The organism is Marinobacter sp. R17, from assembly GCF_003789045.1.
In the GTDB taxonomy this organism is placed as follows: domain Bacteria; phylum Pseudomonadota; class Gammaproteobacteria; order Pseudomonadales; family Oleiphilaceae; genus Marinobacter_A; species Marinobacter_A mangrovi.
Map to the genome: position 1 here is coordinate 1 of NZ_RHGZ01000007.1, position 22,020 is coordinate 22,020.

Annotated in this window: 16 protein-coding genes, 5 tRNA genes and 1 rRNA gene; all 22 read left to right on the forward strand. The window is 57.9% G+C overall.

The annotated features are described in order from the left end of the window. Positions 1-102, forward strand: a 5S ribosomal RNA gene (gene rrf, locus EB809_RS06840); the annotation flags it as partial. Between the two features lie 401 nt (positions 103-503). Further along, positions 504-1,694 (forward strand): DUF6160 family protein, encoded by a 1,191-nt coding sequence (locus tag EB809_RS06845; RefSeq protein ID WP_123634083.1) that lies wholly within the window; start codon positions 504-506, stop codon positions 1,692-1,694. 25 nt (positions 1,695-1,719) lie between these two features. Next, entirely contained in the window at positions 1,720-2,766 is a 1,047-nt protein-coding gene (locus tag EB809_RS06850) for a hypothetical protein (RefSeq protein ID WP_223807855.1), read from the forward strand. A 2-nt stretch (positions 2,767-2,768) separates the two neighbouring features. Further along, positions 2,769-3,332 (forward strand): hypothetical protein, encoded by a 564-nt coding sequence (locus EB809_RS06855; protein WP_190294849.1) that lies wholly within the window; start codon positions 2,769-2,771, stop codon positions 3,330-3,332. 11 nt (positions 3,333-3,343) lie between these two features. Beyond that, entirely contained in the window at positions 3,344-5,740 is a 2,397-nt protein-coding gene (locus EB809_RS06860) for a DUF6160 family protein (protein WP_123634084.1), read from the forward strand. Between the two features lie 98 nt (positions 5,741-5,838). Continuing rightward, positions 5,839-6,807, forward strand: a complete 969-nt coding sequence (locus tag EB809_RS06865; protein ID WP_123634085.1) for a biotin--[acetyl-CoA-carboxylase] ligase — start codon at positions 5,839-5,841, stop codon at positions 6,805-6,807. After that, a complete protein-coding gene (locus tag EB809_RS06870; protein ID WP_123634086.1) occupies positions 6,804-7,535 on the forward strand; it encodes a type III pantothenate kinase in 732 nt (243 codons plus the stop codon). Before EB809_RS06865 ends, EB809_RS06870 begins: the two co-directional genes overlap by 4 nt. Then, on the forward strand, positions 7,532-8,263 hold the full coding sequence (locus EB809_RS06875) for an SPOR domain-containing protein (protein ID WP_123634087.1): 732 nt from the start codon (positions 7,532-7,534) through the stop codon (positions 8,261-8,263). Before EB809_RS06870 ends, EB809_RS06875 begins: the two co-directional genes overlap by 4 nt. Positions 8,264-8,294: 31 nt before the next feature. After that, positions 8,295-8,370: transfer RNA gene (locus tag EB809_RS06880), tRNA-Thr, on the forward strand. Between the two features lie 38 nt (positions 8,371-8,408). Continuing rightward, positions 8,409-8,492, forward strand: a tRNA-Tyr gene (locus EB809_RS06885). An 11-nt stretch (positions 8,493-8,503) separates the two neighbouring features. Further along, positions 8,504-8,578, forward strand: a tRNA-Gly gene (locus EB809_RS06890). A 22-nt stretch (positions 8,579-8,600) separates the two neighbouring features. Beyond that, positions 8,601-8,676, forward strand: a tRNA-Thr gene (locus tag EB809_RS06895). A 53-nt stretch (positions 8,677-8,729) separates the two neighbouring features. Further along, positions 8,730-9,926 (forward strand): elongation factor Tu, encoded by a 1,197-nt coding sequence (gene tuf / locus EB809_RS06900; RefSeq protein WP_123634088.1) that lies wholly within the window; start codon positions 8,730-8,732, stop codon positions 9,924-9,926. 21 nt (positions 9,927-9,947) lie between these two features. Further along, a tRNA-Trp gene (locus EB809_RS06905) sits at positions 9,948-10,023 on the forward strand. 33 nt (positions 10,024-10,056) lie between these two features. Further along, a complete protein-coding gene (secE, locus tag EB809_RS06910; RefSeq protein WP_123634089.1) occupies positions 10,057-10,425 on the forward strand; it encodes a preprotein translocase subunit SecE in 369 nt (122 codons plus the stop codon). Between the two features lie 13 nt (positions 10,426-10,438). Further along, on the forward strand, positions 10,439-10,972 hold the full coding sequence (nusG, locus tag EB809_RS06915; protein ID WP_123634090.1) for a transcription termination/antitermination protein NusG: 534 nt from the start codon (positions 10,439-10,441) through the stop codon (positions 10,970-10,972). A gap of 101 nt (positions 10,973-11,073) precedes the next feature. Continuing rightward, on the forward strand, positions 11,074-11,505 hold the full coding sequence (gene rplK, locus EB809_RS06920; protein ID WP_123634091.1) for a 50S ribosomal protein L11: 432 nt from the start codon (positions 11,074-11,076) through the stop codon (positions 11,503-11,505). A gap of 1 nt (position 11,506) precedes the next feature. Continuing rightward, a complete protein-coding gene (gene rplA / locus EB809_RS06925; protein ID WP_123634092.1) occupies positions 11,507-12,205 on the forward strand; it encodes a 50S ribosomal protein L1 in 699 nt (232 codons plus the stop codon). Positions 12,206-12,450: 245 nt separating this feature from the next. After that, positions 12,451-12,981 carry a 50S ribosomal protein L10 gene (rplJ, locus tag EB809_RS06930; protein WP_123634093.1) on the forward strand — a complete coding sequence of 177 codons (531 nt, stop codon included), beginning with the start codon at positions 12,451-12,453 and terminating at the stop codon, positions 12,979-12,981. Between the two features lie 39 nt (positions 12,982-13,020). Next, on the forward strand, positions 13,021-13,398 hold the full coding sequence (rplL, locus tag EB809_RS06935; RefSeq protein ID WP_123634094.1) for a 50S ribosomal protein L7/L12: 378 nt from the start codon (positions 13,021-13,023) through the stop codon (positions 13,396-13,398). Positions 13,399-13,600: 202 nt separating this feature from the next. Beyond that, complete coding sequence (gene rpoB / locus EB809_RS06940) at positions 13,601-17,677, forward strand: DNA-directed RNA polymerase subunit beta (protein WP_123634095.1); 4,077 nt, start codon at positions 13,601-13,603, stop codon at positions 17,675-17,677. Positions 17,678-17,755: 78 nt separating this feature from the next. Then, a complete protein-coding gene (gene rpoC / locus EB809_RS06945; RefSeq protein ID WP_123634096.1) occupies positions 17,756-21,970 on the forward strand; it encodes a DNA-directed RNA polymerase subunit beta' in 4,215 nt (1,404 codons plus the stop codon). The last annotated feature ends 50 nt before the right edge of the window (positions 21,971-22,020 follow it).

Sequence of the window (22,020 nt, forward strand, 5' to 3'; positions counted from 1 at the left end):
CGGTTCGGAACCACCTGATCCCATCCCGAACTCAGTAGTGAAACGAACCAGCGCCGATGGTAGTGTGGCATCTGCCCATGCGAGAGTAGGTCATCGTCAGGCTCCTAAATCCGAAACCCCAGCACGGCAACGTGTTGGGGTTTTTTATTGGCCATACAAAAGTGACCTGCGGCGCCGGCCTGAGGGCGGCCACTACCGGCCCCCTTACCAGGCCCCGCCGGGGTCTCGCACCTGCCGAACCAAAAACCGCCCCGGCTAGCAACGAATCTCGAAAGCACTCAACATCCGCCAGTCATCCCTCATCCAGCTCCCGAAAACCATTGTCAGACAATCCCCTGAAATTCCCATTCTATGACGCCGCGCACAGTGGCTCCTTCTAATTCCCACTACCATTGCTCAAGAACTAGTCAAAAAATAATAAGACGATTCAGAGACACTCATGCTTATCACACGATTTTTCCGGCGCCTGACAATAACAAGACGCCGAGGGATGAGATGTCAGTATGTACAAGCAGATCTGGGCCGTGCCGCTCCTTTTAATGAGTGCGGTTACGGTACATGCGGAGTTGAAGCCGATTAGCGATGAAGCCATGTCCGAGGTCACCGGTCAGGCCTTTATCTCTGTTGACCGGCAACAAAACCCGTCAGTCGACAACGACACGTCCTATACGCGAGTCAATCTTGGTATGGATATCGAAATCCAGACCAATGCCGATACGTTCGAGCTGGGGCGATACGAACGAGCAGGAGAAGTAGAAGGATCGTCAGACGTCCTGATCAATAATTTCTCGCTCGGCTACATCTATGATTCCTCCTACTACGAGCGGAACCCGGATGCCGCACGTGAGCTCAAGGATGATGGTAGTGCTTACCAGGATGGTGAAATCGTGCCTTTCAAGATTTCCAATCCCTACCTTGAGTTTGCCTACGATGAATCCAGCGAAGAGATCGTCGGCTTTCGGTTTGGTTTTGGTAAGTCACAGGGCATCTTGTCTGGCGCTATCCAGCAGCTGACCGGCAATATCAATATCGACATTCTGGATCGTGGCGAGGGTCTGAGTGCGGCCGACTCCAACGGCAACCTGTTTGATCAGATGGTGGGTTTCCTGACACCGGTCCTGGCGGGCAGCAGCCCTCTGAAGACAAAAGCCAAGCTGGTTCAGGGTGACCCGGATCGAGACAATTACGGTGCCCTGGATCCGATACGGTCTGAATACATCGGCGTCCCGAACGGGGAAAAGTTTGTCCTCGAGGACGTGAACTATCTGGTTGCCGGACTGATCGACATTATTTCGCCCACGCTGAGCTCCGAACTGTATACCGAGAACTGTTCGTTGTTTGGAGGGTGTGACGTGGTGGTGGTTGCCCAGCAATGTGAGGTGCTCGGCATCCAGGCCTGCTTCGATCTGGGAATCTACAACAGTATGCCGGTCGGCGAGATTGAGGAGGTCAACGGCGAGCGGACCATCACCGGTCCTTCCGATGGTGCCTTTATCTCGTTCCAGACTAAAGATCTCGAATATCTGGCGGATGTGGCCAAATCGGATCCTTCGCCGGAGGACTTTATCAAGGCGACGGCGGGCGCTTTTTTCAATATCCCGAATGGTGCCGTCACCGTAAACCTGGAAGAGGCGTTGTCGGGGATTGAAGGTCAGCGCCGGGAATACATAGACCGGGGTGTCGGGTTGTTCTAGTCCACCCGGCCATGGAGAGAATCGCTTGAACCGTAAATGGCTGATGACAAAACTCGCTGCACTGCTGGCTGTCTCGATGCCGGGGCTGGCCTGTGCAGAAATGCAGAGCCTGTCTGAAAGCGAGCTGTCCAAAGTGAACGGCGCCGGCATAGGTCTGGTTCTGGAAGATTTCAAGTTTGCTCATGGCACTGACGTCGAAAATGGTCAGATATTTCGTATCGGTGGCATCAAGAATTCCCAGGGCGAGGATGTGGAGATCGTCGTCAACAAGCTTTACATTTCCGGCGCTGGCAGCAACTACGGCGAGACCCTGACGCCGGTCAATCTGGGACGTCTGGTCAATCCTTATTCCATCGATGTGGTCGACGGCAACGATATCGGCGTGCAGGACAAGGCCGTTCTACAATTCGCCGCGCCGCATATGGTGGACGCCTCCCAGGGGTATGACTGCATGAGCGCGTCGGCAACGGCCGGGTCAGGGACTTGTGCCAGCCGCCCGGCGAGCGCGGACCTGCCGCAGGGCGAGCGCCCGGACATTGGCCTTCAGCTCAACCTCACCGTGGGCGACCAGGACACCGCCAATATCAATATTCACGCGCAAAGTGCGGTCATCGACGGCAGCTACATCCGCCTGTGGGGTGACAACGAGCGCAAGCAAATGGTGGGGCAGTTCAAGCTCAACTTCTACACACCGGAACTGTCGATCAACGCCTGCGATCAGGAGACGGCGGTGTGTGGCTCCCGCATCGTGATGCAGAACTTCGCCCTGGAGCTGGCGTTGGGCAATTCCCTTCAGCCCGTGTATTTCGACGTGGATGGCACCGGCAATTTCGTGTTGGAAGTGGCGGCTATCCAGCAGCCCGGTGCTGGCACCATTGGCAACGACGGTCTGCGGGACAGCAGTGATGCCGCGACCTGGGATTTCTACGAGGACTACTATACGAACCCGGATTACCGGAGCAACCTCACCATCGGCAATCTGTCGGTGGGGGACCGTGACTTCGGGTCTGGCCGCATCGAGGGGATGCTGATCCAGCACCTCAGGATTGAGACCAAGGACCTGGCCCAATGAGTATGTATCGAATGAACCGTCAGTCGCGTATGGCCTCATTGGCCCTGATGGGAGTGCTGATCAGTCTGGTTTCTCCGGCGCGTGCGGATCTGAATCGGCTCGATGACAGCACGTTGTCCGATATCTCCGGGCAGGGCGGGATCTACCTGTCTGGCGACATCAGCATTAATGAAGACGGTGGCCCGATCCAGAATACCTATTTTGGAAGCTGCTCAGACGCGAGTAAGCGTTGCGGCGCTCGACTGGCCTATCAGCTGAAAGAGGGCGGCGGCTGGATGGTCCTGGATGACATCCGCGGCAAGTTTTCATTCGAAGGCCTGACGCTGCGGGTGCGCAAGATCGACTCCGGCTTTGGCGGTGATGGCGCGCTGTTCAATCGGGATGTGTTGGAAATCGGTCTGCCCAATATCGTTCGCTATGATTCCGTGACCTTCAAGCTGGCGACCAGCAGTACGGCGCGCCCAACAGACCCGGGCTTTCAGCAGACCGACATCTTTTCAGTTGAGATGCAGGGGGACGTGGTCCTGGAAGGAAACCTGCTCGTCTTCCCCACTGGTAATCCGTGATGAGGGCCGTTATGACATCGTCCTCCAGCTTCTTGGTCAAAGGGCCGCTACTCGCCCTGCTGGTGCCGTTGAGCCCCTTGGTCCAGGCTGATCTGCAAAGCCTGGATGATTCCGACATGGCCGGAATCAGCGGGCAGTCAGGGATCACCATGGAGCTGGATCTGGCGGCCACCGCAAACAGCATTTCCTATTTCGATGACGGTAGCGGTATCCACCTGGACGGTTTCCGTATCGGTGCGGCCTCCGACCCCAATGCCCGGGCGCATCAGATCTACAAGATCGATATCCTTGCCGACGCCAGCCTGAACCTGGACTTTCTGGTCCAGGACCGTCGCATCGAATTCACGGATGTCCATCTGGACGACAACCCTTCCGCCAGTATGGGAGGCGTCTTCTTTGATCATGATCTTGATGGCAATCTGAGATTATCACCGGGCGGTGCACTCAGTAGCGCAGGCTATACCTATGATGTGAACTACCAGATGACCAACGGTCGTTTGGGTTATCGGACCAACGGCAATGAAGTGTTTCTCGACGGCATCAGCATGGACGTGAGCGCGCCGGGCATGACGCTGGATGTCGATAGATCAACGCTGGTGCTTGCTTCACCCTCGGTGACCGGTTCATACCGCGTCGATGCCATCCGCTACAGTAATAATTCTCTCAATCATGGTGTCAGCCGCGACGTCACCAGTGGTGAGCTCCTGCCCAGCTATGGTTCCCTCAGTGGCGACTTTGATCTGTCCAGCGAGACCCGTATAACGGCCGGCGGCCGATTTGGTGATGAAGGGATCCGGATTGACGGCAGCACGACTATCAACAGTGCCAACTTTATCTACAGTGACGATGGCAATTCGATCGCACTGCTGGGCATGACCGGCGCCAGCACCATTAATAACTTGCGCCTCGATGTCGCCCCGGATTGGCAGGGACGGCAATCCCTCGCGCTGACCGTCGACAGCATCAGCGGCAATCTGGATATCCAGCAGGTTCAGTTGGGTGGTAACGGTAAGAACCTGGGGCAGATCAACCTGGATTACCTGTTCGCAGACCAGACTATTAATGGCCAGGCTTACACTAACGCGGTGTATCTGCAGGGTGGAGGCAATGCCGACGCCGGCAACCAGGGGCTGAGACTGGCGGCGCAATGGAGTCTGGCCAACGCCAACATGGCGTACACCGAAGATGGCAACCGCGTGGTTTTCAGTGGGCTCCAGTCCTGGGGGCAGGGTGACCTCACCGTCGACGTGACCCGCAACGAGGTGCGGAACGGAACCCAGTTCTACGATGGTCTGCGGATTGGTTTTGAAAGCGTCAAGGGCGGTTATCGGATCAACGGCCTACGGGTTGGCGACGACGATGCGCCGCTGCAGGGGGGGACTGAACTGCTGCTCGCCCTGGGCGTGTTCCCGTCCTACGATTTCGAGATTGATGGCCAGATCACGCTGGGCGCCGGCGGGGCTTCGGGTGAAGGGCTGACCATTAACTCGGACATCCAGATCACCAACGGTCGTGCCGCGCTGGTCGCGGCCCCCTATGACGAAGGCAGCGGCGAAGTGTCTCAGAAGGGATTGTGGGCCACCGAACTGAACTACGACAGCCATGTGCGTGACATGACAGTGGATGTCACTGATGACGGTTTGGCCATCATCAAGGGCGAAGCCTGGGGCACCATGGACATCGGCAATCTGCGGGTTGGGGATAAGACCGACGGTGGCAGCTTTGGGCGCTTTGTGGTCCAGAATTACGAGAAAGGCAGCAGCATGACCATCAGCCCGGGCGGTGCTGGTAATGTCTGTGTGGGTGGCTCCGGAGCCGATGCCAGCAGCTGCGCGGCGTCGGGAGGAATGTGGGAGATGCGCGGTGATGAAGGCGTCACTGTCGGCCTGAAGCAGGTTTTCGCCCGCGCCGTGAGCGACACCAAGCGCAACGCGTTTATCTGGGAGACCCGCCGTCATCAGGGTGCCGATGGTCCTGAAAATGGAACCGGGACCCAACTGGTGCTCAATGATATCTACACCAGCGACGGCGAAGACCTGGATGGTGACGGTGTTGAAGATAACACCTTTGGCATTCAAACGGACCTGTCCGTGGATATCTATCGCACCAAGGTGGTTAAAAAGGGCGATGGTTCCGATGCGAATGGCGTGGTCGGCAATCGGGGTGACGAGAAAATCATGGATGATTCAACGGCAGCCGGCTATCGCTATGTTGCTTCGCCAACGGAGACGGAAAAGGCCGATCGCCCGCTCGGTTTTGCGGTACAGGCCCATTCCCGCTTCAAGGAACTCTCCGTCAACAATATCGACCTTGTACATCCCACCGGCGGTGCGGCAACCGCCATTTACGGTGTCAAACTGCAGAATATGGACATCAAGGCCAACCTCACCGCAACGCCCATCCAGTAAACTGGCGGGTGACGTTCGGTCGCCCGTTTTGTCTTTTTCGCCCAGCTGTTGTTTAATCCGGGCCATACCCAGTCTCCCGGCACGCGAGTTGTACTCCCATGAGAAAAGAGAAAGCACTGTTGTCGATCCTCTCTGACGGGGAGTGGCATTCAGGCGAGGATCTGGCCCAGACCCTGGGAGTCAGTCGGACGGCCGTCTGGAAGCAGCTCAATCGGCTGATGGACGACGGTGTCTCCGTTGAGCGGCTGCGTGGCAAGGGATACCGATTGACCGATACCATCGACCTGCTGGACGGTGACGTGATTGCCAGCCGTTTGGCGACAACCGTCCGGGACACCCTTCATCTCGACGTGTTTGATACGATCGATTCCACCAATGCTTACCTGATGCAGGGGCAGGAGCGGCCTGATAAAACGGTTCGTGCCTGTGTGGCCGACCGCCAGGAGCAGGGACGGGGGCGCCGCGGCCGGGCCTGGTCGAGTCCGCCGGGAGAGAACGTCTATTTGAGCCTGGCGTTGCGGCTGCAGGGTGGCTTTGCCGCGCTGGAAGGCTTGAGTCTGGTGGTCGGGGTTGCGGTCGTGCGAGCGCTGGACAAGTTAGGGCTGGGCCGGGCTCGCCTGAAGTGGCCGAACGACGTCCTGGTCGATGCCCGCAAACTGGCCGGTATCCTGATTGAGCTCCAGGGTGAGCTGGAAGGCGCCGCCCGGGTCATTATCGGTATTGGCATCAACGTCCATATGAGCGACAGCGAGCGGGTGGTGGATCAGCCCTGGATTTCCCTGGATCGTGCTGAACCCCGGGTAGCCTGGGTTCGCAACGAGGTGATTGCCGAGGTGATTAACGAAACCCTTTCCGTGCTTGATGTATTTGAACGGAATGGCTTTGATGCGTTACGGGATCAGTGGCAGTCGCTGGATGCGCTTTATGGGCAGGCGCTGCGGACAGAGCCGGATGGCGATGAAGGTATCGGCGCAGGTATCGATCACACCGGCGCCTATCGACTGGCTACCGGCGACGGCGAGAAGACACTGCGCGCCGGCGAAATCAGTATACGGCGCCAGGTATGACTCATCTGTTGATCGATGCCGGTAACACTCGACTCAAATGGCGAGCCACGCAGTCCGGCAGCGCTGCTGTCGAGGGCGTCGGCACGCTCGGGGATCGGGATCTCTTCACGGGGATCGGTCCCGGCGCGGTCGAGCGGGTTTCGGTATCGACCGTCATCTCGGAAAGTGCCCGCCAGACGCTTCAACAAGAGTTGCTGGCGCGATTTGGTGTGGCTCCGGATTTCTATTGGACTCATGCGGAGCAGTGCGGGGTGCGTTGTGCCTATGAGCGCCCGCAAACCATGGGTGCTGATCGCTGGCATGCGTTGATCGGTGCCTGGGCGCACTCGCGCAAGCCCTTGCTGGTCGTCGACGCGGGTAGTGCGCTGACGCTTGATCTGCTCGATGCCCATGGGTATCACCTCGGGGGCTATATTCTCCCGGGTCACCGGCTAATGCGGGAATCCCTCGAAGACAAAACCGCAAGGGTGTTTTTCGGCCAGTCTCTCTCCCTCGACACCGCCCCGGGGCAGAGTACGGATGCCTGCGTTCGCAACGGCTTAAGCTGGCTCTGGTCGTCAGTCATCGACCGGATTGAGGCTATGCGGGGCCCCTATCGCTTCGAAGACACCTTCGTCACGGGAGGCGACGGTGAGGATTTGATCCGGTTGGGGCTGAAGGGCCAGTGGCGGCCGTCCCTCGTGCTGGATGGACTCGAGATCGTGGCCGATTCCGAGGCCTCCGTATGAAGTGGGCGGTAACGTTGTTGGTCGTGCTCAATATAGTGCTGGGTATTGCGGCCATCAATTGGTCGCCGCCGGGCAAGCAGGCTCCGGCGGGTGGCGAGGGGCGACTTCCGCGGGTGGCAGACCTCAAGTTAAATGTTGCCCCGAAACCCCGCGAGTCTGAGCCTGCCTCTTCGGCGTCCCCGGAACGCCCCCTGGCCAACGAGCATAATGACCCGGCGCCGCCGCGCGGTTCCCAGAAACGGATCTGTGGCCGGATGACGGGATTCCAGTCGCGGGCGGCGGCTGAGCATCTCCTGCGATCCATCGGCGTCACGTTGCAAACGGTCGCTATCGAGAAAGTCGAAGACGAGCGTCCTCCTTATCACTGGGTCCTGATTCCGCCTTTCCCCTCACGCGAAGGCGCCCTGAAGCGGCTTGAAGAGTTGCAGCGTGCAGGTGTCGACAGCTTCCTGGTGACGGAAGGGGCCTACCGCAACGCCATCTCCCTCGGCCTGTTTGAGTCGCAAAAGCTTGCCGAGGACCTAAATGCTCGTTTCCAATCAAGAAATATTGAAACCGTACTGGTCAACACCGACCGGAATCAGATAAGCTACGCCCTCGTTTTTGCGGTCGCCTCAAAGGCTGATTTTGATCGGTTTTTGAACGACGCAAAGCGGGTGCCCGGTGATTTGCCGTCGGTTGAAAAAGCTGCCTGTGAAGGTGTTGCATCACCCGATAAAAATCCGTAGTATACCGGCCTCGCTGATGAGGCGAATGTGGGCTGGCGTAGCTCAGTTGGTAGAGCAGCTGACTTGTAATCAGCAGGTCGGGGGTTCGATTCCGTCCGCCAGCTCCACTTTTAAGTTTTCAGTCTGTGCGGGCAAGCACAGATCTGGAGGGGTTCCCGAGTGGCCAAAGGGATCAGACTGTAAATCTGACGCGAAAGCTTCGCAGGTTCGAATCCTGCCCCCTCCACCACTTAATTGCTCGCGGGCATCGTATAGTGGCTATTACCTCAGCCTTCCAAGCTGATGACGCGGGTTCGATTCCCGCTGCCCGCTCCAGATTTGGCAAGTTAAGTTGTGTGCTCATGTAGCTCAGTCGGTAGAGCACATCCTTGGTAAGGATGAGGTCACCGGTTCAATTCCGGTCATGAGCTCCATTATTTGTCCGGTCAACGTTGCTAGCGAAGAGTTGATTAGGGAGATTGGTCGAATGTCTAAAGAAAAATTTGAGCGTAATAAACCGCACGTGAACGTGGGCACGATTGGCCACGTTGACCATGGTAAAACCACGCTGACAGCCGCCCTGACTCGTGTGTGTCACGAGGTTTGGGGTACGGGTACTGCAAGTGCTTTCGACCAGATCGATAACGCACCGGAAGAGAAGGCGCGTGGTATCACCATCGCGACGTCTCACGTTGAGTACGATTCCCCGACGCGTCACTACGCACACGTTGACTGCCCGGGCCACGCCGACTACGTGAAGAACATGATCACGGGTGCGGCGCAGATGGACGGCGCGATCCTGGTTTGCTCCGCAGCTGACGGCCCGATGCCGCAGACGCGTGAGCACATCCTGCTGTCCCGCCAGGTCGGCGTTCCGTTCATCGTTGTGTTCCTGAACAAAGCGGACATGGTCGATGACGAAGAGCTGCTGGAACTGGTTGAGATGGAAGTGCGTGACCTGCTGAGCCAGTACGACTTCCCGGGCGACGACACGCCGATCATCACCGGTTCTGCACTGATGGCGCTGGAAGGCAAGGATGACAACGAAATGGGTACAACCGCTGTCAAGAAGCTGGTTGAAGCCCTGGACGAGTACATCCCTGAGCCGGAGCGTGCGATCGATCAGCCGTTCCTGATGCCGATCGAGGACGTCTTCTCCATCTCCGGTCGTGGTACCGTTGTGACCGGTCGTGTTGAGCGTGGCATCATCAAGGTGGGTGACGAAGTGGAAATCGTGGGCATTCGCGACACCACCAAGACCACCTGTACCGGTGTTGAGATGTTCCGTAAGCTGCTGGACGAAGGTCGCGCGGGTGAGAATGTGGGTGTTCTGCTGCGTGGTACCAAGCGTGACGACGTTGAGCGTGGTCAGGTCCTGGCGGTGCCGGGTTCCATTACCCCGCACACCAAGTTCGAGTCCGAAGTTTACGTGCTGAGCAAGGAAGAAGGTGGTCGTCATACGCCGTTCTTCAAGGGCTACCGTCCGCAGTTCTACTTCCGTACCACCGACGTAACGGGTGCGTGTGAGCTGCCGGAAGGTGTCGAGATGGTTATGCCGGGTGACAACGTCAAGCTGGTTGCCACTCTGATTGCCCCGATCGCCATGGAAGAAGGTCTGCGCTTCGCGATTCGCGAAGGTGGCCGTACCGTTGGCGCGGGTGTTGTAGCCAAGATTATTGAATAAGCACCAGGCAAGTTTCGGTGCAGGCCAGTAGCTCAATTGGCAGAGCAGCGGTCTCCAAAACCGCAGGTTGGGGGTTCGATTCCCTCCTGGCCTGCCATTTTCAATCCTTGGGATACAAAAGCTGATTCCTATGGAGTCTAAAGCACAGCAAGCAACTAGCCGCTTCGATGTACTGAAGTGGCTGGTTGTTTTTGCCTTAATTGCCGCCGGTGTTGTTGGCAACCTGTATTTTGGAGCGGAGTCGCTCCTGTATCGCGTTCTGGGTCTTGTGGCCTTGGCGCTGGTTGCTGCCTTCGTTGCGCTGCAGACTGAGCGTGGTCGTCGCTTTGCGATGCTTCTGAAAGAAGCGCGCGTCGAGATCCGTAAGGTCGTATGGCCGACACGCCCCGAGCTGGTGCAGACCACGTTTATCGTGGTGGCGTTTGTTCTGGTGGTCGCGCTCCTTTTGTGGATTATGGACTCGTTGATCAGTTGGCTGGTCTCCGGGGTAATTGGGTAACAGGAGAGAGGCAATGGCTAAGCGCTGGTACGTCGTGCACGCTTACTCAGGCTTTGAGAAGCACGTAATGCGCACTCTCCTTGAGCGTGTTGCCCTGAATGGCCTGGAAGAGAAATTTGGTGAGATCCTGGTTCCGACCGAGGAAGTGGTCGAAATGCGGGATGGCAAGAAACGCAAGAGTGAGCGTAAGTTTTACCCGGGCTACGTACTTGTCCAGATGGAAATGGATGATGAGACGTGGCATATGGTGAAAAATACGCCTCGCGTTCTTGGCTTTATCGGTGGCACCAAGGATAAACCCGCGCCAATTACCGAAAAAGAGGCCGAGGCGATCTTGCGGCGCGTCGAGAGTGGCGTCGATAAGCCGAAGCCGAAGACGCTGTTTGAGCCGGGCGAGATTGTGCGCGTCATTGAAGGGCCGTTTGCCGACTTCAATGGTGTTGTTGAAGAGGTTGACTACGACAAGAGTCGTGTTAAAGTCGCCGTCCTTATTTTTGGTCGCTCGACGCCGGTCGAGTTGGAGTTTGGTCAGGTCGAAAAAGACTAACTCGCAGAATTTAGCGGAAAGCTCGCGCACAACAGTGACGCGGGCTTTTTGTGTCTGAGAAAGGGGAGCCGAAAGGCGTTTGGACCCATTAGGAGTAAATCATGGCAAAGAAGATTGAAGCGTATATCAAGCTTCAGGTTGCTGCCGGTCAGGCCAACCCGAGTCCCCCCGTCGGCCCCGCGCTGGGTCAGCACGGTGTCAATATCATGGAGTTCTGTAAGGCGTTCAACGCACAGACCCAAGGTATCGAGCCGGGCCTGCCGACGCCGGTTGTTATTACTGTATACAGTGATCGCAGCTTTACCTTTATCACCAAGACTCCGCCGGCTTCTGTTCTGCTGAAGAAGGCTGCTGGTCTGAAGAGTGGCTCCGCTCGTCCGAACACCGACAAAGTCGGTACCGTGACCCGTGAGCAGCTCGAGGAAATTGCAAAGACCAAGGAGCCGGATCTGACGGCTGCCGACATGGACGCTGCGGTCCGCACCATTGCGGGTACTGCGCGTAGCATGGGTCTGAACGTGGAGGGCCTGTGATATGGCGAAGCTGAGCAAACGTCAAAAGCTGATTCGTGAAAAGGTCGAGTCCACGCGCGCTTATTCCGTGGATGACGCTGTATCCCTGCTGGTTGAGCTGGGCGGTTCCGTCAAGTTCAAGGAATCGATCGACGTGTCCATCAACCTGGGCGTTGATGCACGTAAATCCGACCAGGTGGTTCGTAGCTCGACGGTTCTACCGCACGGCACCGGCAAGTCGGTTCGTGTCGCTGTGTTCACCCAGGGTGCCAATGCCGAGAAGGCAACCGCGGCGGGTGCCGACATCGTGGGCATGGACGATCTGGCGGAAGAGGTCAAAAAAGGCAACATGGATTTCGACGTTGTCATCGCAACGCCGGACGCCATGCGCGTCGTCGGTCAGCTGGGTCAGATCCTGGGGCCGCGCGGCCTGATGCCGAACCCGAAAGTAGGCACCGTAACGCCTGACGTTGAGACTGCGGTCAAAAACGCCAAGGCCGGTCAGGTGCGCTACCGTACTGACAAGAACGGCATTATCCACGCTCCGCTGGGTAATGTTGAGTTCTCTGCTGCATCCATCAAGGAAAACCTTGAGGCGCTGCTGGCAGATCTGAAAAAGGCCAAGCCTTCATCGGCGAAGGGCGTGTACCTGAAGAAGGTCACACTGTCCTCCACCATGGGGCCGGGCCTGACTATCGATCAGAGCGCTCTGAATATCTGATCGGTAGACACTTTGTAGTCTAGGCGGAAGCCAAGGCTGTCAAAGACCGCAGGCCCCCGACCGCCGCGAGGTGGAAAGGGTTAAAGCAACGCCTGCGCAGACGGTGTGAAGACGTTCTCTGAACCCAAACACCGTATGGCGCCCTGAATGGCACCGGATTGAGAAGGCCTTTCTTCAACGTTCGGTGTCTCTAGGGGCTGAGATGGGTTTGCTGGCGTTTGCCAGCGAAATCAAGGAGAAAACCAGTGGCAATTCGACTCGAAGACAAGAAGGCGATCGTCGCTGAAGTCAACGAGACTGCCGGTGGTGCTCTGTCTGTGGTCCTGGCTGACTACCGTGGTATCACCTCTGGTGATATGACGGCCCTGCGTGCCAAGGCTCGTGCCGAGCAGGTTCGCCTGAAGGTTGTTCGTAACAACCTGGCGAAGCGTGCGATTGAAGGTACCGAGTTCGAGTGCATCCGGGAAGCTCTGGTTGGTCCGACCATTCTGGCATTCTCCATGGAAGATCCGGGTGCGGCCGCGCGGCTGCTGAAGGATTTTGCCAAAGAGAAAGAGGTGTTCGAGATTAAAGGTTTGGCCGTCGGCGGTGAGCTGATGGGCGCAGACCAGATCGATCGCCTGGCCAAGCTGCCGACGCGTCACGAAGCGCTGTCCATGCTGGCCGCCGTTACTCAGGCACCGATCACCAAACTGGCACGGACCCTCAACGAATTCCCGTCGAAGGTTACCCGTGCTGTTGCGGCAGTTCGCGACCAGAAGCAAGACGCTGCTTGATTCTGTTGAATACGATTTTTTTAACATTGGGAGAAAGTCATGGCTCTGTCTAACGAAGACATTTTGAATGCAATCGCCGAAATGAGCGTAATGGATGTTGTTGCGCTGGTTGAAGCGATGGAAGAGAAGTTCGGCGTTTCTGCCGCTGCTGCTGTTGCCGCTGCGCCGGCTGCTGCTGGTGGCGAAGCTGCCGCTGCTGAAGAGCAGACTGAATTTGACGTTGTTCTGACCGGTGCCGGTGAGAAGAAAGTTAACGTCATCAAGGCCGTTCGTGAACTGACAGGCCTGGGCCTGAAAGAAGCGAAAGAAATGGTCGACAGTGCTCCGTCCACCGTTAAGGAAGCTGCTTCCAAGGACGACGCTGAAGAAGCCAAGAAGAAGCTTGAGGAAGCAGGCGCTTCAGTTGAGCTCAAGTAAGGGCTGGCTGTTGACCGCATACGTGCCTTAGGCATGAAAATGGCTGGTGGCAAGAGCCACCGGCCTTTTTCTGTTGTATATGCTATAACCTACAGCCCGAGTCTTGTTCAAGACGGCGCAGTTAGCCGAGCAATTCGGCCCCGAAGCAGGTAAATGGTTGCTTCTTGATACCAGGTATCAGGTCTAAAGCTGGGGAATGCAGATGACTTACTCCTACACTGAGAAAAAGCGGATCCGCAAAGATTTTAGTAAATTGCCTTCCGTGATGGATGTCCCCTATTTGCTGTCTATTCAGCTCGATTCTTACAGGGACTTCCTTCAAATGGAAGCGGCTTCGGATGCGCGCCAGGAAACTGGTTTGCACGCCGCCTTCAAATCCGTATTCCCGATTGTCAGTTACTCGGGCAACGCGGCGCTCGAATACGTGAGCTACCGCATTGGCGAGCCGGTATTTGATGTCAAGGAATGTCAGCTGCGGGGCGTGACCTATGCTGCACCGCTGCGGGTGAAGGTTCGTCTTATTATTTACGACAAAGAGTCGTCCAATAAGGCGATCAAGGACATCAAGGAACAGGAAGTCTACATGGGCGAAATGCCCCTGATGACGGAGAACGGTACCTTTGTTGTTAACGGTACCGAGCGGGTAATCGTATCCCAGCTGCACCGTTCACCGGGTGTCTTCTTCGATCACGACAAGGGTAAGACCCATTCTTCCGGTAAGCTGTTGTACTCAGCCCGGGTGATTCCTTACCGTGGTTCCTGGCTGGACTTCGAGTTCGATCCCAAAGACAGCGTCTTTGTCCGTATCGACCGTCGTCGTAAACTGCCGGCCACGATTCTGTTGCGTGCCCTGAATTTCACCTCCGAGCAGATGCTGGAAATGTTCTTCGACACCAGCAAGTTCCGTCTGGGTGAAGAGTTCTGCATGCTGGAGCTGGTGCCGAGCCGCCTGCGTGGCGATATCGCGACGTTCGACATCAAGGATCCGGACGGCACGGTCATCGTCGAGGAAGGCCGCCGTGTCACCGCACGTCATATCCGTCAGCTGGAAAAGGCGGGTATCAGCGAGCTGGAAGTTCCGACTGAATATCTTTACGGCCGCGTCACCGCCCGTGACATGGTTGATGAATCCACCGGTGAGCTGATTCTGGAGTGTAACTCCGAGCTGACCGAGGAATCCGTAGAGAAGCTGCTCAAGGCCGGCATCAAGGAACTTGAGACGCTCTACACCAATGATCTGGACTGCGGTCCGTTCATGTCCGACACCCTGCGCAACGATCCGACCCGCAACCCGCTGGAAGCGCTGGTCGAGATCTATCGCATGATGCGCCCGGGTGAGCCGCCCACCAAAGAGTCGGCTGAAAACCTGTTCAACAACCTCTTCTTCTCGGAAGAGCGTTATGACCTGTCTGCGGTCGGCCGCATGAAGCTGAACCGTCGTCTGGGTCGCGAAGAATCCACGGGTCCGGGAACCCTGACGAACGACGACATCATCGACGTTCTGAAGACCCTGATTGCCATTCGTAACGGCCAGGGCAATGTCGATGACATCGATAACCTGGGGAACCGTCGTATCCGTTCCGTCGGTGAGATGGCCGAGAACCAGTTCCGTGTGGGGCTGGTCCGGGTCGAGCGCGCGGTACGCGAGCGTCTGAGCCTGGCTGAAAGCGAAGGCCTGATGCCGCAGGATCTGATTAACGCCAAGCCGGTCGCGGCTGCCGTTAAGGAGTTCTTCGGTTCCAGTCAGCTTTCCCAGTTCATGGACCAGAACAACCCGCTGTCCGAAGTCACGCACAAGCGTCGTGTTTCGGCTTTGGGGCCTGGTGGTCTGACCCGTGAACGTGCCGGCTTCGAAGTGCGGGACGTGCACCCGACCCACTACGGTCGTGTCTGCCCGATCGAAACTCCGGAAGGCCCGAACATCGGTCTGATCAACTCGCTGGCCACCTACGCCCGCACCAACTCCTACGGTTTCCTGGAGTCTCCGTACCGGAAGGTGGTCGATGGCGTGGTCACGGACGAGATCCAGTATCTGTCCGCGATCGAGGAGAGCAACTACGTTATCGCTCAGGCCAGTGCGGCAACCGATGAGAACGGCAAGCTGGTCGACGAGCTCGTGACCGTGCGCCACCAGAACGAATTCACTGTGACGCCGCCGGAAAATGTCCGCTTTATGGATGTGTCTCCGCGCCAGGTTGTGTCCGTGGCGGCATCGCTGATCCCGTTCCTGGAGCACGATGACGCGAACCGGGCCCTGATGGGGGCGAACATGCAGCGTCAGGCGGTGCCGACCCTGCGTGCGGACAAGCCGCTGGTGGGTACCGGTATCGAGCGCATCGTGGCGCAGGATTCCGGTGTCTGCGTAACCGCGCGTCGCGGTGGCCTGGTCGAAAGCGTCGATGCGGCCCGTATCGTTATCCGGGTCAACGACGACGAGACCGAAGCCGGTGATGCCGGTGTGGACATCTACAACCTGACCAAATACACGCGCTCCAACCAGAACACGTGTATCAACCAGCGCTCCATCGTCAAGCAGGGCGAAATGATTGCCCGCGGCGATGTCCTGGCCGACGGTCCGTCCGTCGATCTGGGTGAGCTGGCTCTGGGTCAGAACATGCGTATCGCGTTCATGCCCTGGAACGGCTACAACTTCGAGGACTCCATCCTGGTGTCCGAGAAAGTTGTTCAGGACGATCGCTTCACCACGATCCACATCCAGGAACTGACCTGTGTGGCCCGTGACACGAAGCTGGGCAGCGAGGAAATCACTGCGGATATCCCGAACGTCGGCGAGAGCGCTCTGTCCAAGCTGGACGAGTCCGGTATCGTCTACATCGGTGCTGAGGTGGGTGCCGGCGATATCCTGGTGGGCAAGGTGACGCCGAAAGGCGAAACCCAGCTGACACCAGAGGAAAAGCTGCTGCGTGCCATCTTCGGTGAGAAGGCGTCTGACGTGAAAGACACGTCCTCACGCGTGCCGACCGGCACACGCGGGACGGTCATTGACGTGCAGGTCTTCACACGCGACGGTATCGAGAAAGACCAGCGTGCCCTGTCCATCGAGAAAGATCAGCTGGACCAGTTCCGCAAGGATCTGAAAGACGAGTACCGCATTGTTGAAGGCGCAACCTACGAGCGTCTGACCAATGCACTCAAGGATCAGGAAGTAATCAGCGGTCCGGGTCTGAAGAAGGGTGCCAAGCTGGATCAGGCATTCCTGGCCGAGCTGCCGAAGGACGACTGGTTCAAGCTGCGCATGAAGGACGAGGCTCTGAACGAGCTGCTCGAGAAATCCGAGCAGGGTCTGGAAGATCGTCGCAAGGTGCACGAAGAGCGTTTTGAAGACAAGAAGCGCAAGCTGCAGCAGGGCGATGATCTGGCGCCGGGCGTTCTGAAGATCGTCAAGGTGTACCTGGCGATCAAGCGCCGGATTCAGCCGGGTGACAAGATGGCCGGCCGTCACGGTAACAAAGGTGTTATCTCCGCCGTTATGCCGGTGGAAGACATGCCGTATGACGAGCAGGGCAATCCGGTCGATGTGGTTCTGAACCCGCTGGGTGTTCCGTCGCGGATGAACGTCGGTCAGGTCCTGGAGACGCACCTGGGTGCGGCCGCCAAAGGGCTGGGCCACAAGATCAACGCCATGATCGAGCAGCAGAAGAAAGTGGCTGAGATTCGCGAACTGCTGGACGCGATCTACAACCACAGCGACAAGACCTTTGCGGTCCCGCTCGATTCTCTGTCTGACGACGAGATCATGGAGTTGGCGCGTAACCTGCGCGAAGGGGTTCCGATGGCGACTGCCGTCTTCGACGGTGCCAAGGAAGCTGAAGTGAAGCGCATGCTGGAGCTGGCCGATATGGACACCAGCGGCCAGGTCACGCTTTACGACGGCCGTACAGGTGATGAGTTTGATCGTCCGGTGACCGTGGGCTACATGTACATGCTGAAGCTCAACCACCTGATCGACGACAAGATGCACGCCCGTTCCACCGGTTCGTACAGCCTTGTAACCCAGCAGCCGCTGGGCGGTAAGGCGCAGTTCGGTGGTCAGCGCTTCGGTGAGATGGAAGTCTGGGCCCTTGAGGCCTACGGCGCAGCTTACACGCTGCAGGAAATGCTCACCGTCAAGTCTGACGACGTGAACGGTCGGACGAAGATGTACAAGAACATTGTCGATGGCGACCATCGTATGGAACCGGGTATGCCCGAATCCTTCAACGTTCTTGTCAAGGAAATCCGCTCGCTGGGTATCGACATCGAGCTGGAATCCGACTGAGCCGAATTGTTTTTTGGCAGCGTGAGCGGGCACGGTGACGTGCCCGCCCGAGATTAACGCCATCCGGAGCTGTTACTGATGAAAGATTTGCTGAATCTTCTCAAGAGCCAGAACCAGAAGCAGGAATTTGACGCCATCCGCATTGGTCTGGCGTCGCCTGACATGATTCGCTCGTGGTCCTTCGGCGAGGTCAAGAAGCCGGAGACCATCAACTACCGTACGTTCAAGCCTGAGCGTGACGGTCTTTTCTGCGCCAAGATCTTCGGTCCGATCAAGGATTACGAGTGTCTGTGCGGTAAATACAAGCGCCTGAAGCACCGCGGCGTTATCTGTGAGAAGTGCGGTGTTGAAGTCGCACTGGCCAACGTGCGCCGTGAGCGCATGGGCCACATCGAGCTGGCCAGCCCGGTCGCCCATATCTGGTTCCTCAAGTCGCTGCCGTCCCGCATCGGCCTGATGATGGATATGACGCTGCGCGACATCGAGCGCGTACTGTATTTTGAGTCCTTTATCGTGATCGATCCGGGCATGACCACGCTGGAGCGCGGTCAACTGCTGAACGACGAGCAGTACTACGAAGCCCTGGAAGAGTTCGGCGACGAATTCGACGCCCGCATGGGTGCCGAAGCGGTCAAGGCCCTGCTGGAAGACATCGACCTGCAGGCGGAAGTGGATCAGCTGCGTGAAGAAATTCCGCAGACCAATTCCGAAACCAAGATCAAGAAGCTGAGCAAGCGCCTGAAGCTGCTCGAAGCGTTCCTGTATTCCGGCAACCGTCCGGGCGACATGATCATGACCGTTCTGCCGGTCCTGCCGCCGGACCTGCGTCCGCTGGTGCCGCTGGATGGTGGCCGTTTCGCAACCTCCGATCTGAACGATCTGTATCGTCGCGTCATCAACCGGAACAACCGTCTCAAGCGCCTGCTGGAGCTCAACGCACCGGACATCATCGTGCGTAACGAGAAGCGGATGCTGCAGGAGGCGGTGGATGCGCTGCTGGACAACGGCCGTCGCGGCCGTGCCATTACCGGCACCAACAAGCGCCCGCTGAAGTCCCTGGCTGACATGATCAAGGGTAAGCAGGGCCGTTTCCGTCAGAACCTGCTGGGTAAGCGGGTCGACTACTCCGGTCGTTCCGTCATCGTGGTTGGTCCGTACCTGCGTCTGCATCAGTGCGGTCTGCCGAAGAAGATGGGCCTGGAACTGTTCAAGCCGTTTATCTTTGCGAAGCTCGAGCACCGTGGACTGGCGACCACCATCAAGGCCGCCAAGAAGATGGTCGAGCGCGAAGAAGCGGTCGTCTGGGACATCCTGGACGAGGTGATTCGCGAGCATCCGATCCTGCTGAACCGGGCGCCGACCCTGCACCGTCTGGGTATTCAGGCGTTCGAGCCGGTCCTGATCGAAGGCAAGGCCATCCAGCTGCACCCGCTGGTGTGTGCGGCCTACAACGCCGACTTCGACGGTGACCAGATGGCGGTCCACGTACCGCTGACCCTGGAAGCCCAGCTCGAAGCCCGTGCGCTGATGATGTCCACCAACAACGTGCTGTCGCCGGCCAACGGCGAGCCGATCATCGTGCCGTCGCAGGACGTTGTACTGGGTCTTTATTACATGACCCGTGAGCGTAAGACCGCTCTGGGCGAAGGCCGCACGTTTGCCGATACCAAAGAAGTGCATCGTGCTTACGGTGCCGGCAAGGTCGACCTGCAAGCCAAGATCAAGGTTCGGGTCAAGGAAGTGGTCCGCGACGAAGAGAGTGGTGAGCTGAACGAGAGCTACAACATCGTTGATACCACGGTCGGTCGTGCGCTGCTGTTTGACATCGTGCCGGACGGCATGCCGTTTGAAATCGTCAACAAGCCGATGGTCAAGAAGGCGATCTCCAACCTGATCAACGTGTGCTACCGCACCGTGGGTCTGAAGGAGTCTGTCATCTTCGCCGATCAGCTGATGTACACCGGTTTCCATTACGCGACGGTGTCCGGCACCTCGATTGGTGTAAACGACTTTGAAATTCCGCCCGAAAAGTACGAGATGATCAGTGCGGCCGAAGACGAGGTTCTGGAGATTGAATCCCAGTACGCCTCCGGTCTGCTGACGCAGGGCGAGAAGTACAACAAGGTCATCGATATCTGGTCCCGTGCCAACGACAAGGTGTCCAAGGCGATGATGGAGCGCCTCTCCAAAGAGGAGGTGTTCGACGCCGAAGGCAAGCAGGTCATGGGCGAAGACGGTGAGCCGGAGTATCAGGAATCCTTTAACTCGGTCTATATGATGGCAGACTCCGGTGCGCGGGGTTCCGCCGCCCAGATCCGCCAGTTGGCCGGTATGCGGGGCCTGATGGCCAAGCCGGATGGCTCCATCATCGAGACGCCGATCACCGCGAACTTCCGTGAAGGTCTGAACGTACTGCAGTACTTCATCTCGACCCACGGTGCTCGTAAGGGTCTGGCGGATACGGCTCTGAAAACCGCGAACTCCGGTTACCTGACCCGTCGTCTGGTCGACGTGTCTCAGGACCTGGTCGTGACCGAGAACGATTGCGGTACCGATGAAGGTCTGCTGATGACGCCGCACATCGAAGGTGGCGACGTGGTGGTACCGCTGGGCGATCGTGTCCTGGGTCGTGTGACGGCGCGTGACGTGTTCACGCCGACCGACAAGGAAAACGCGGTGGTTCCGGAAGGTACGCTGCTGGACGAGAAAACCATCGAGATGGTCGAGAAGGCCGGTGTCGATGAAATCTGGGTGCGTTCAGCCATCACCTGTGACACCAAGCACGGCGTGTGCTCGATGTGTTACGGCCGCGATCTGGCCCGTGGTCATCAGGTCAACGTGGGTGAGGCCGTCGGTGTTATCGCGGCCCAGTCCATCGGTGAGCCGGGTACCCAGCTCACCATGCGGACGTTCCACATCGGTGGTGCGGCCAGTCGGGCGTCTGCGGTGGACAACATCCAGGTCAAGCACGGTGGCACGGTCCGCCTGCACAACCTGAAGTCCATCGAGAAAGCTGACGGTACGCTGGTGGTTGTCTCCCGCTCCTCCGCTCTGGCGATTGCCGACGAGCAGGGTCGTGAGCGTGAGTGGTACAAGCTGCCTTACGGTGCGATGTTGTCCGTGAAGCAGGGTGATGTGGTCGAAGCCGGCGCCGTTGTGGCCAAGTGGGATCCGCATACGCACCCGATCATCGCGGAAGGCAATGGTACCGCCAAGTTCGTGGGTATGGACCAGGGCATCACCGTTCGCACGCAGACGGATGAAATGACCGGTCTGTCCACCGTTCAGGTGATCGACCCGAAAGAGCGTCCTGCCGCGGGTAAAGATATCCGTCCGATGGTCCAGGTCGTTGACGACAAGGGTGAGGAAATCGAGCTGCCCGGCGGTAGTCCGGCGCAGTATTTCCTGCCGGCCAATGCTCTGGTGACGTTGAGCAACGGTGGCAAGGTCGAAATCGGTGACGTGGTCGCCCGTATCCCGCAGGAAAGCTCGAAGACCCGGGACATCACCGGTGGTCTGCCGCGGGTTGCCGACCTGTTTGAGGCGCGTCGTCCGAAAGAGCCGTCTATCCTGGCGGAAATTTCCGGCACCGTGTCTTTCGGTAAGGAAACCAAAGGCAAGAAGCGTCTTGTGATTACGCCGAAAGACGGTGATCCGTATGAGGTGCTGATTCCGAAGTATCGCCAGCTCAACGTGTTCGAAGGCGAAACCGTTGAAAAGGGTGAGGTTATCGCGGATGGTCCGTCCAACCCGCACGATATCCTTCGCCTGCTGGGTGTGGTGGAGCTGGCCAAGTACATCACCAACGAGATCCAGGACGTTTACCGTCTGCAGGGTGTTGTGATCAACGACAAACACATCGAGGTGATTGTTCGCCAGATGCTGCGTAAGGTCGAGATCACGGATCCGGGCGATACCGGCTTCATCTCCGGTGATAACGTCGAGTATCACCTGGTGGTGGAAGCAAACGAGAAGATGGACGCCGAAGACAAAGAACCGGCCAAGTTCGAGCGTTTGCTGCTGGGTATCACCAAGGCCTCGCTGGCGACCGACTCCTTCATCTCTGCCGCATCGTTCCAGGAAACGACGCGCGTATTGACCGAAGGCGCCGTCACCGGCAAGCGGGATTACCTGCGTGGCCTGAAAGAGAACGTTGTTGTGGGCCGCCTGATTCCGGCAGGTACCGGTCTGGCTTACCACAATGAACGCCGTCGCAAGCGTGACACCGTCGACAGCCAGGGCGTAACGGCTGAAGACGTGGTCGAAGCGCTGAGTGCGGAGCTTAACCGCTAGTCCCGGAAACTACGGACCGGCGGTTGGTCAAAAAGGAAGCAGTCTTCTTG

Bases quoted from the DNA above. Each gene is read 5' to 3' on its own strand.
- EB809_RS06845 (WP_123634083.1), top strand. From the start codon at position 504: ATGTACAAGCAGATCTGGGCCGTGCCGCTCCTTTTAATGAGTGCGGTT.
- EB809_RS06855 (WP_190294849.1), top strand. From the start codon at position 2,769: ATGTATCGAATGAACCGTCAGTCGCGTATGGCCTCATTGGCCCTGATG.
- EB809_RS06860 (WP_123634084.1), top strand. From the start codon at position 3,344: ATGACATCGTCCTCCAGCTTCTTGGTCAAAGGGCCGCTACTCGCCCTG.
- EB809_RS06865 (WP_123634085.1), top strand. From the start codon at position 5,839: ATGAGAAAAGAGAAAGCACTGTTGTCGATCCTCTCTGACGGGGAGTGG.
- EB809_RS06870 (WP_123634086.1), top strand. From the start codon at position 6,804: ATGACTCATCTGTTGATCGATGCCGGTAACACTCGACTCAAATGGCGA.
- EB809_RS06875 (WP_123634087.1), top strand. From the start codon at position 7,532: ATGAAGTGGGCGGTAACGTTGTTGGTCGTGCTCAATATAGTGCTGGGT.
- tuf (WP_123634088.1), top strand. From the start codon at position 8,730: ATGTCTAAAGAAAAATTTGAGCGTAATAAACCGCACGTGAACGTGGGC.
- secE (WP_123634089.1), top strand. From the start codon at position 10,057: ATGGAGTCTAAAGCACAGCAAGCAACTAGCCGCTTCGATGTACTGAAG.
- nusG (WP_123634090.1), top strand. From the start codon at position 10,439: ATGGCTAAGCGCTGGTACGTCGTGCACGCTTACTCAGGCTTTGAGAAG.
- rplK (WP_123634091.1), top strand. From the start codon at position 11,074: ATGGCAAAGAAGATTGAAGCGTATATCAAGCTTCAGGTTGCTGCCGGT.
- rplA (WP_123634092.1), top strand. From the start codon at position 11,507: ATGGCGAAGCTGAGCAAACGTCAAAAGCTGATTCGTGAAAAGGTCGAG.
- rplL (WP_123634094.1), top strand. From the start codon at position 13,021: ATGGCTCTGTCTAACGAAGACATTTTGAATGCAATCGCCGAAATGAGC.
- rpoB (WP_123634095.1), top strand. From the start codon at position 13,601: ATGACTTACTCCTACACTGAGAAAAAGCGGATCCGCAAAGATTTTAGT.
- rpoC (WP_123634096.1), top strand. From the start codon at position 17,756: ATGAAAGATTTGCTGAATCTTCTCAAGAGCCAGAACCAGAAGCAGGAA.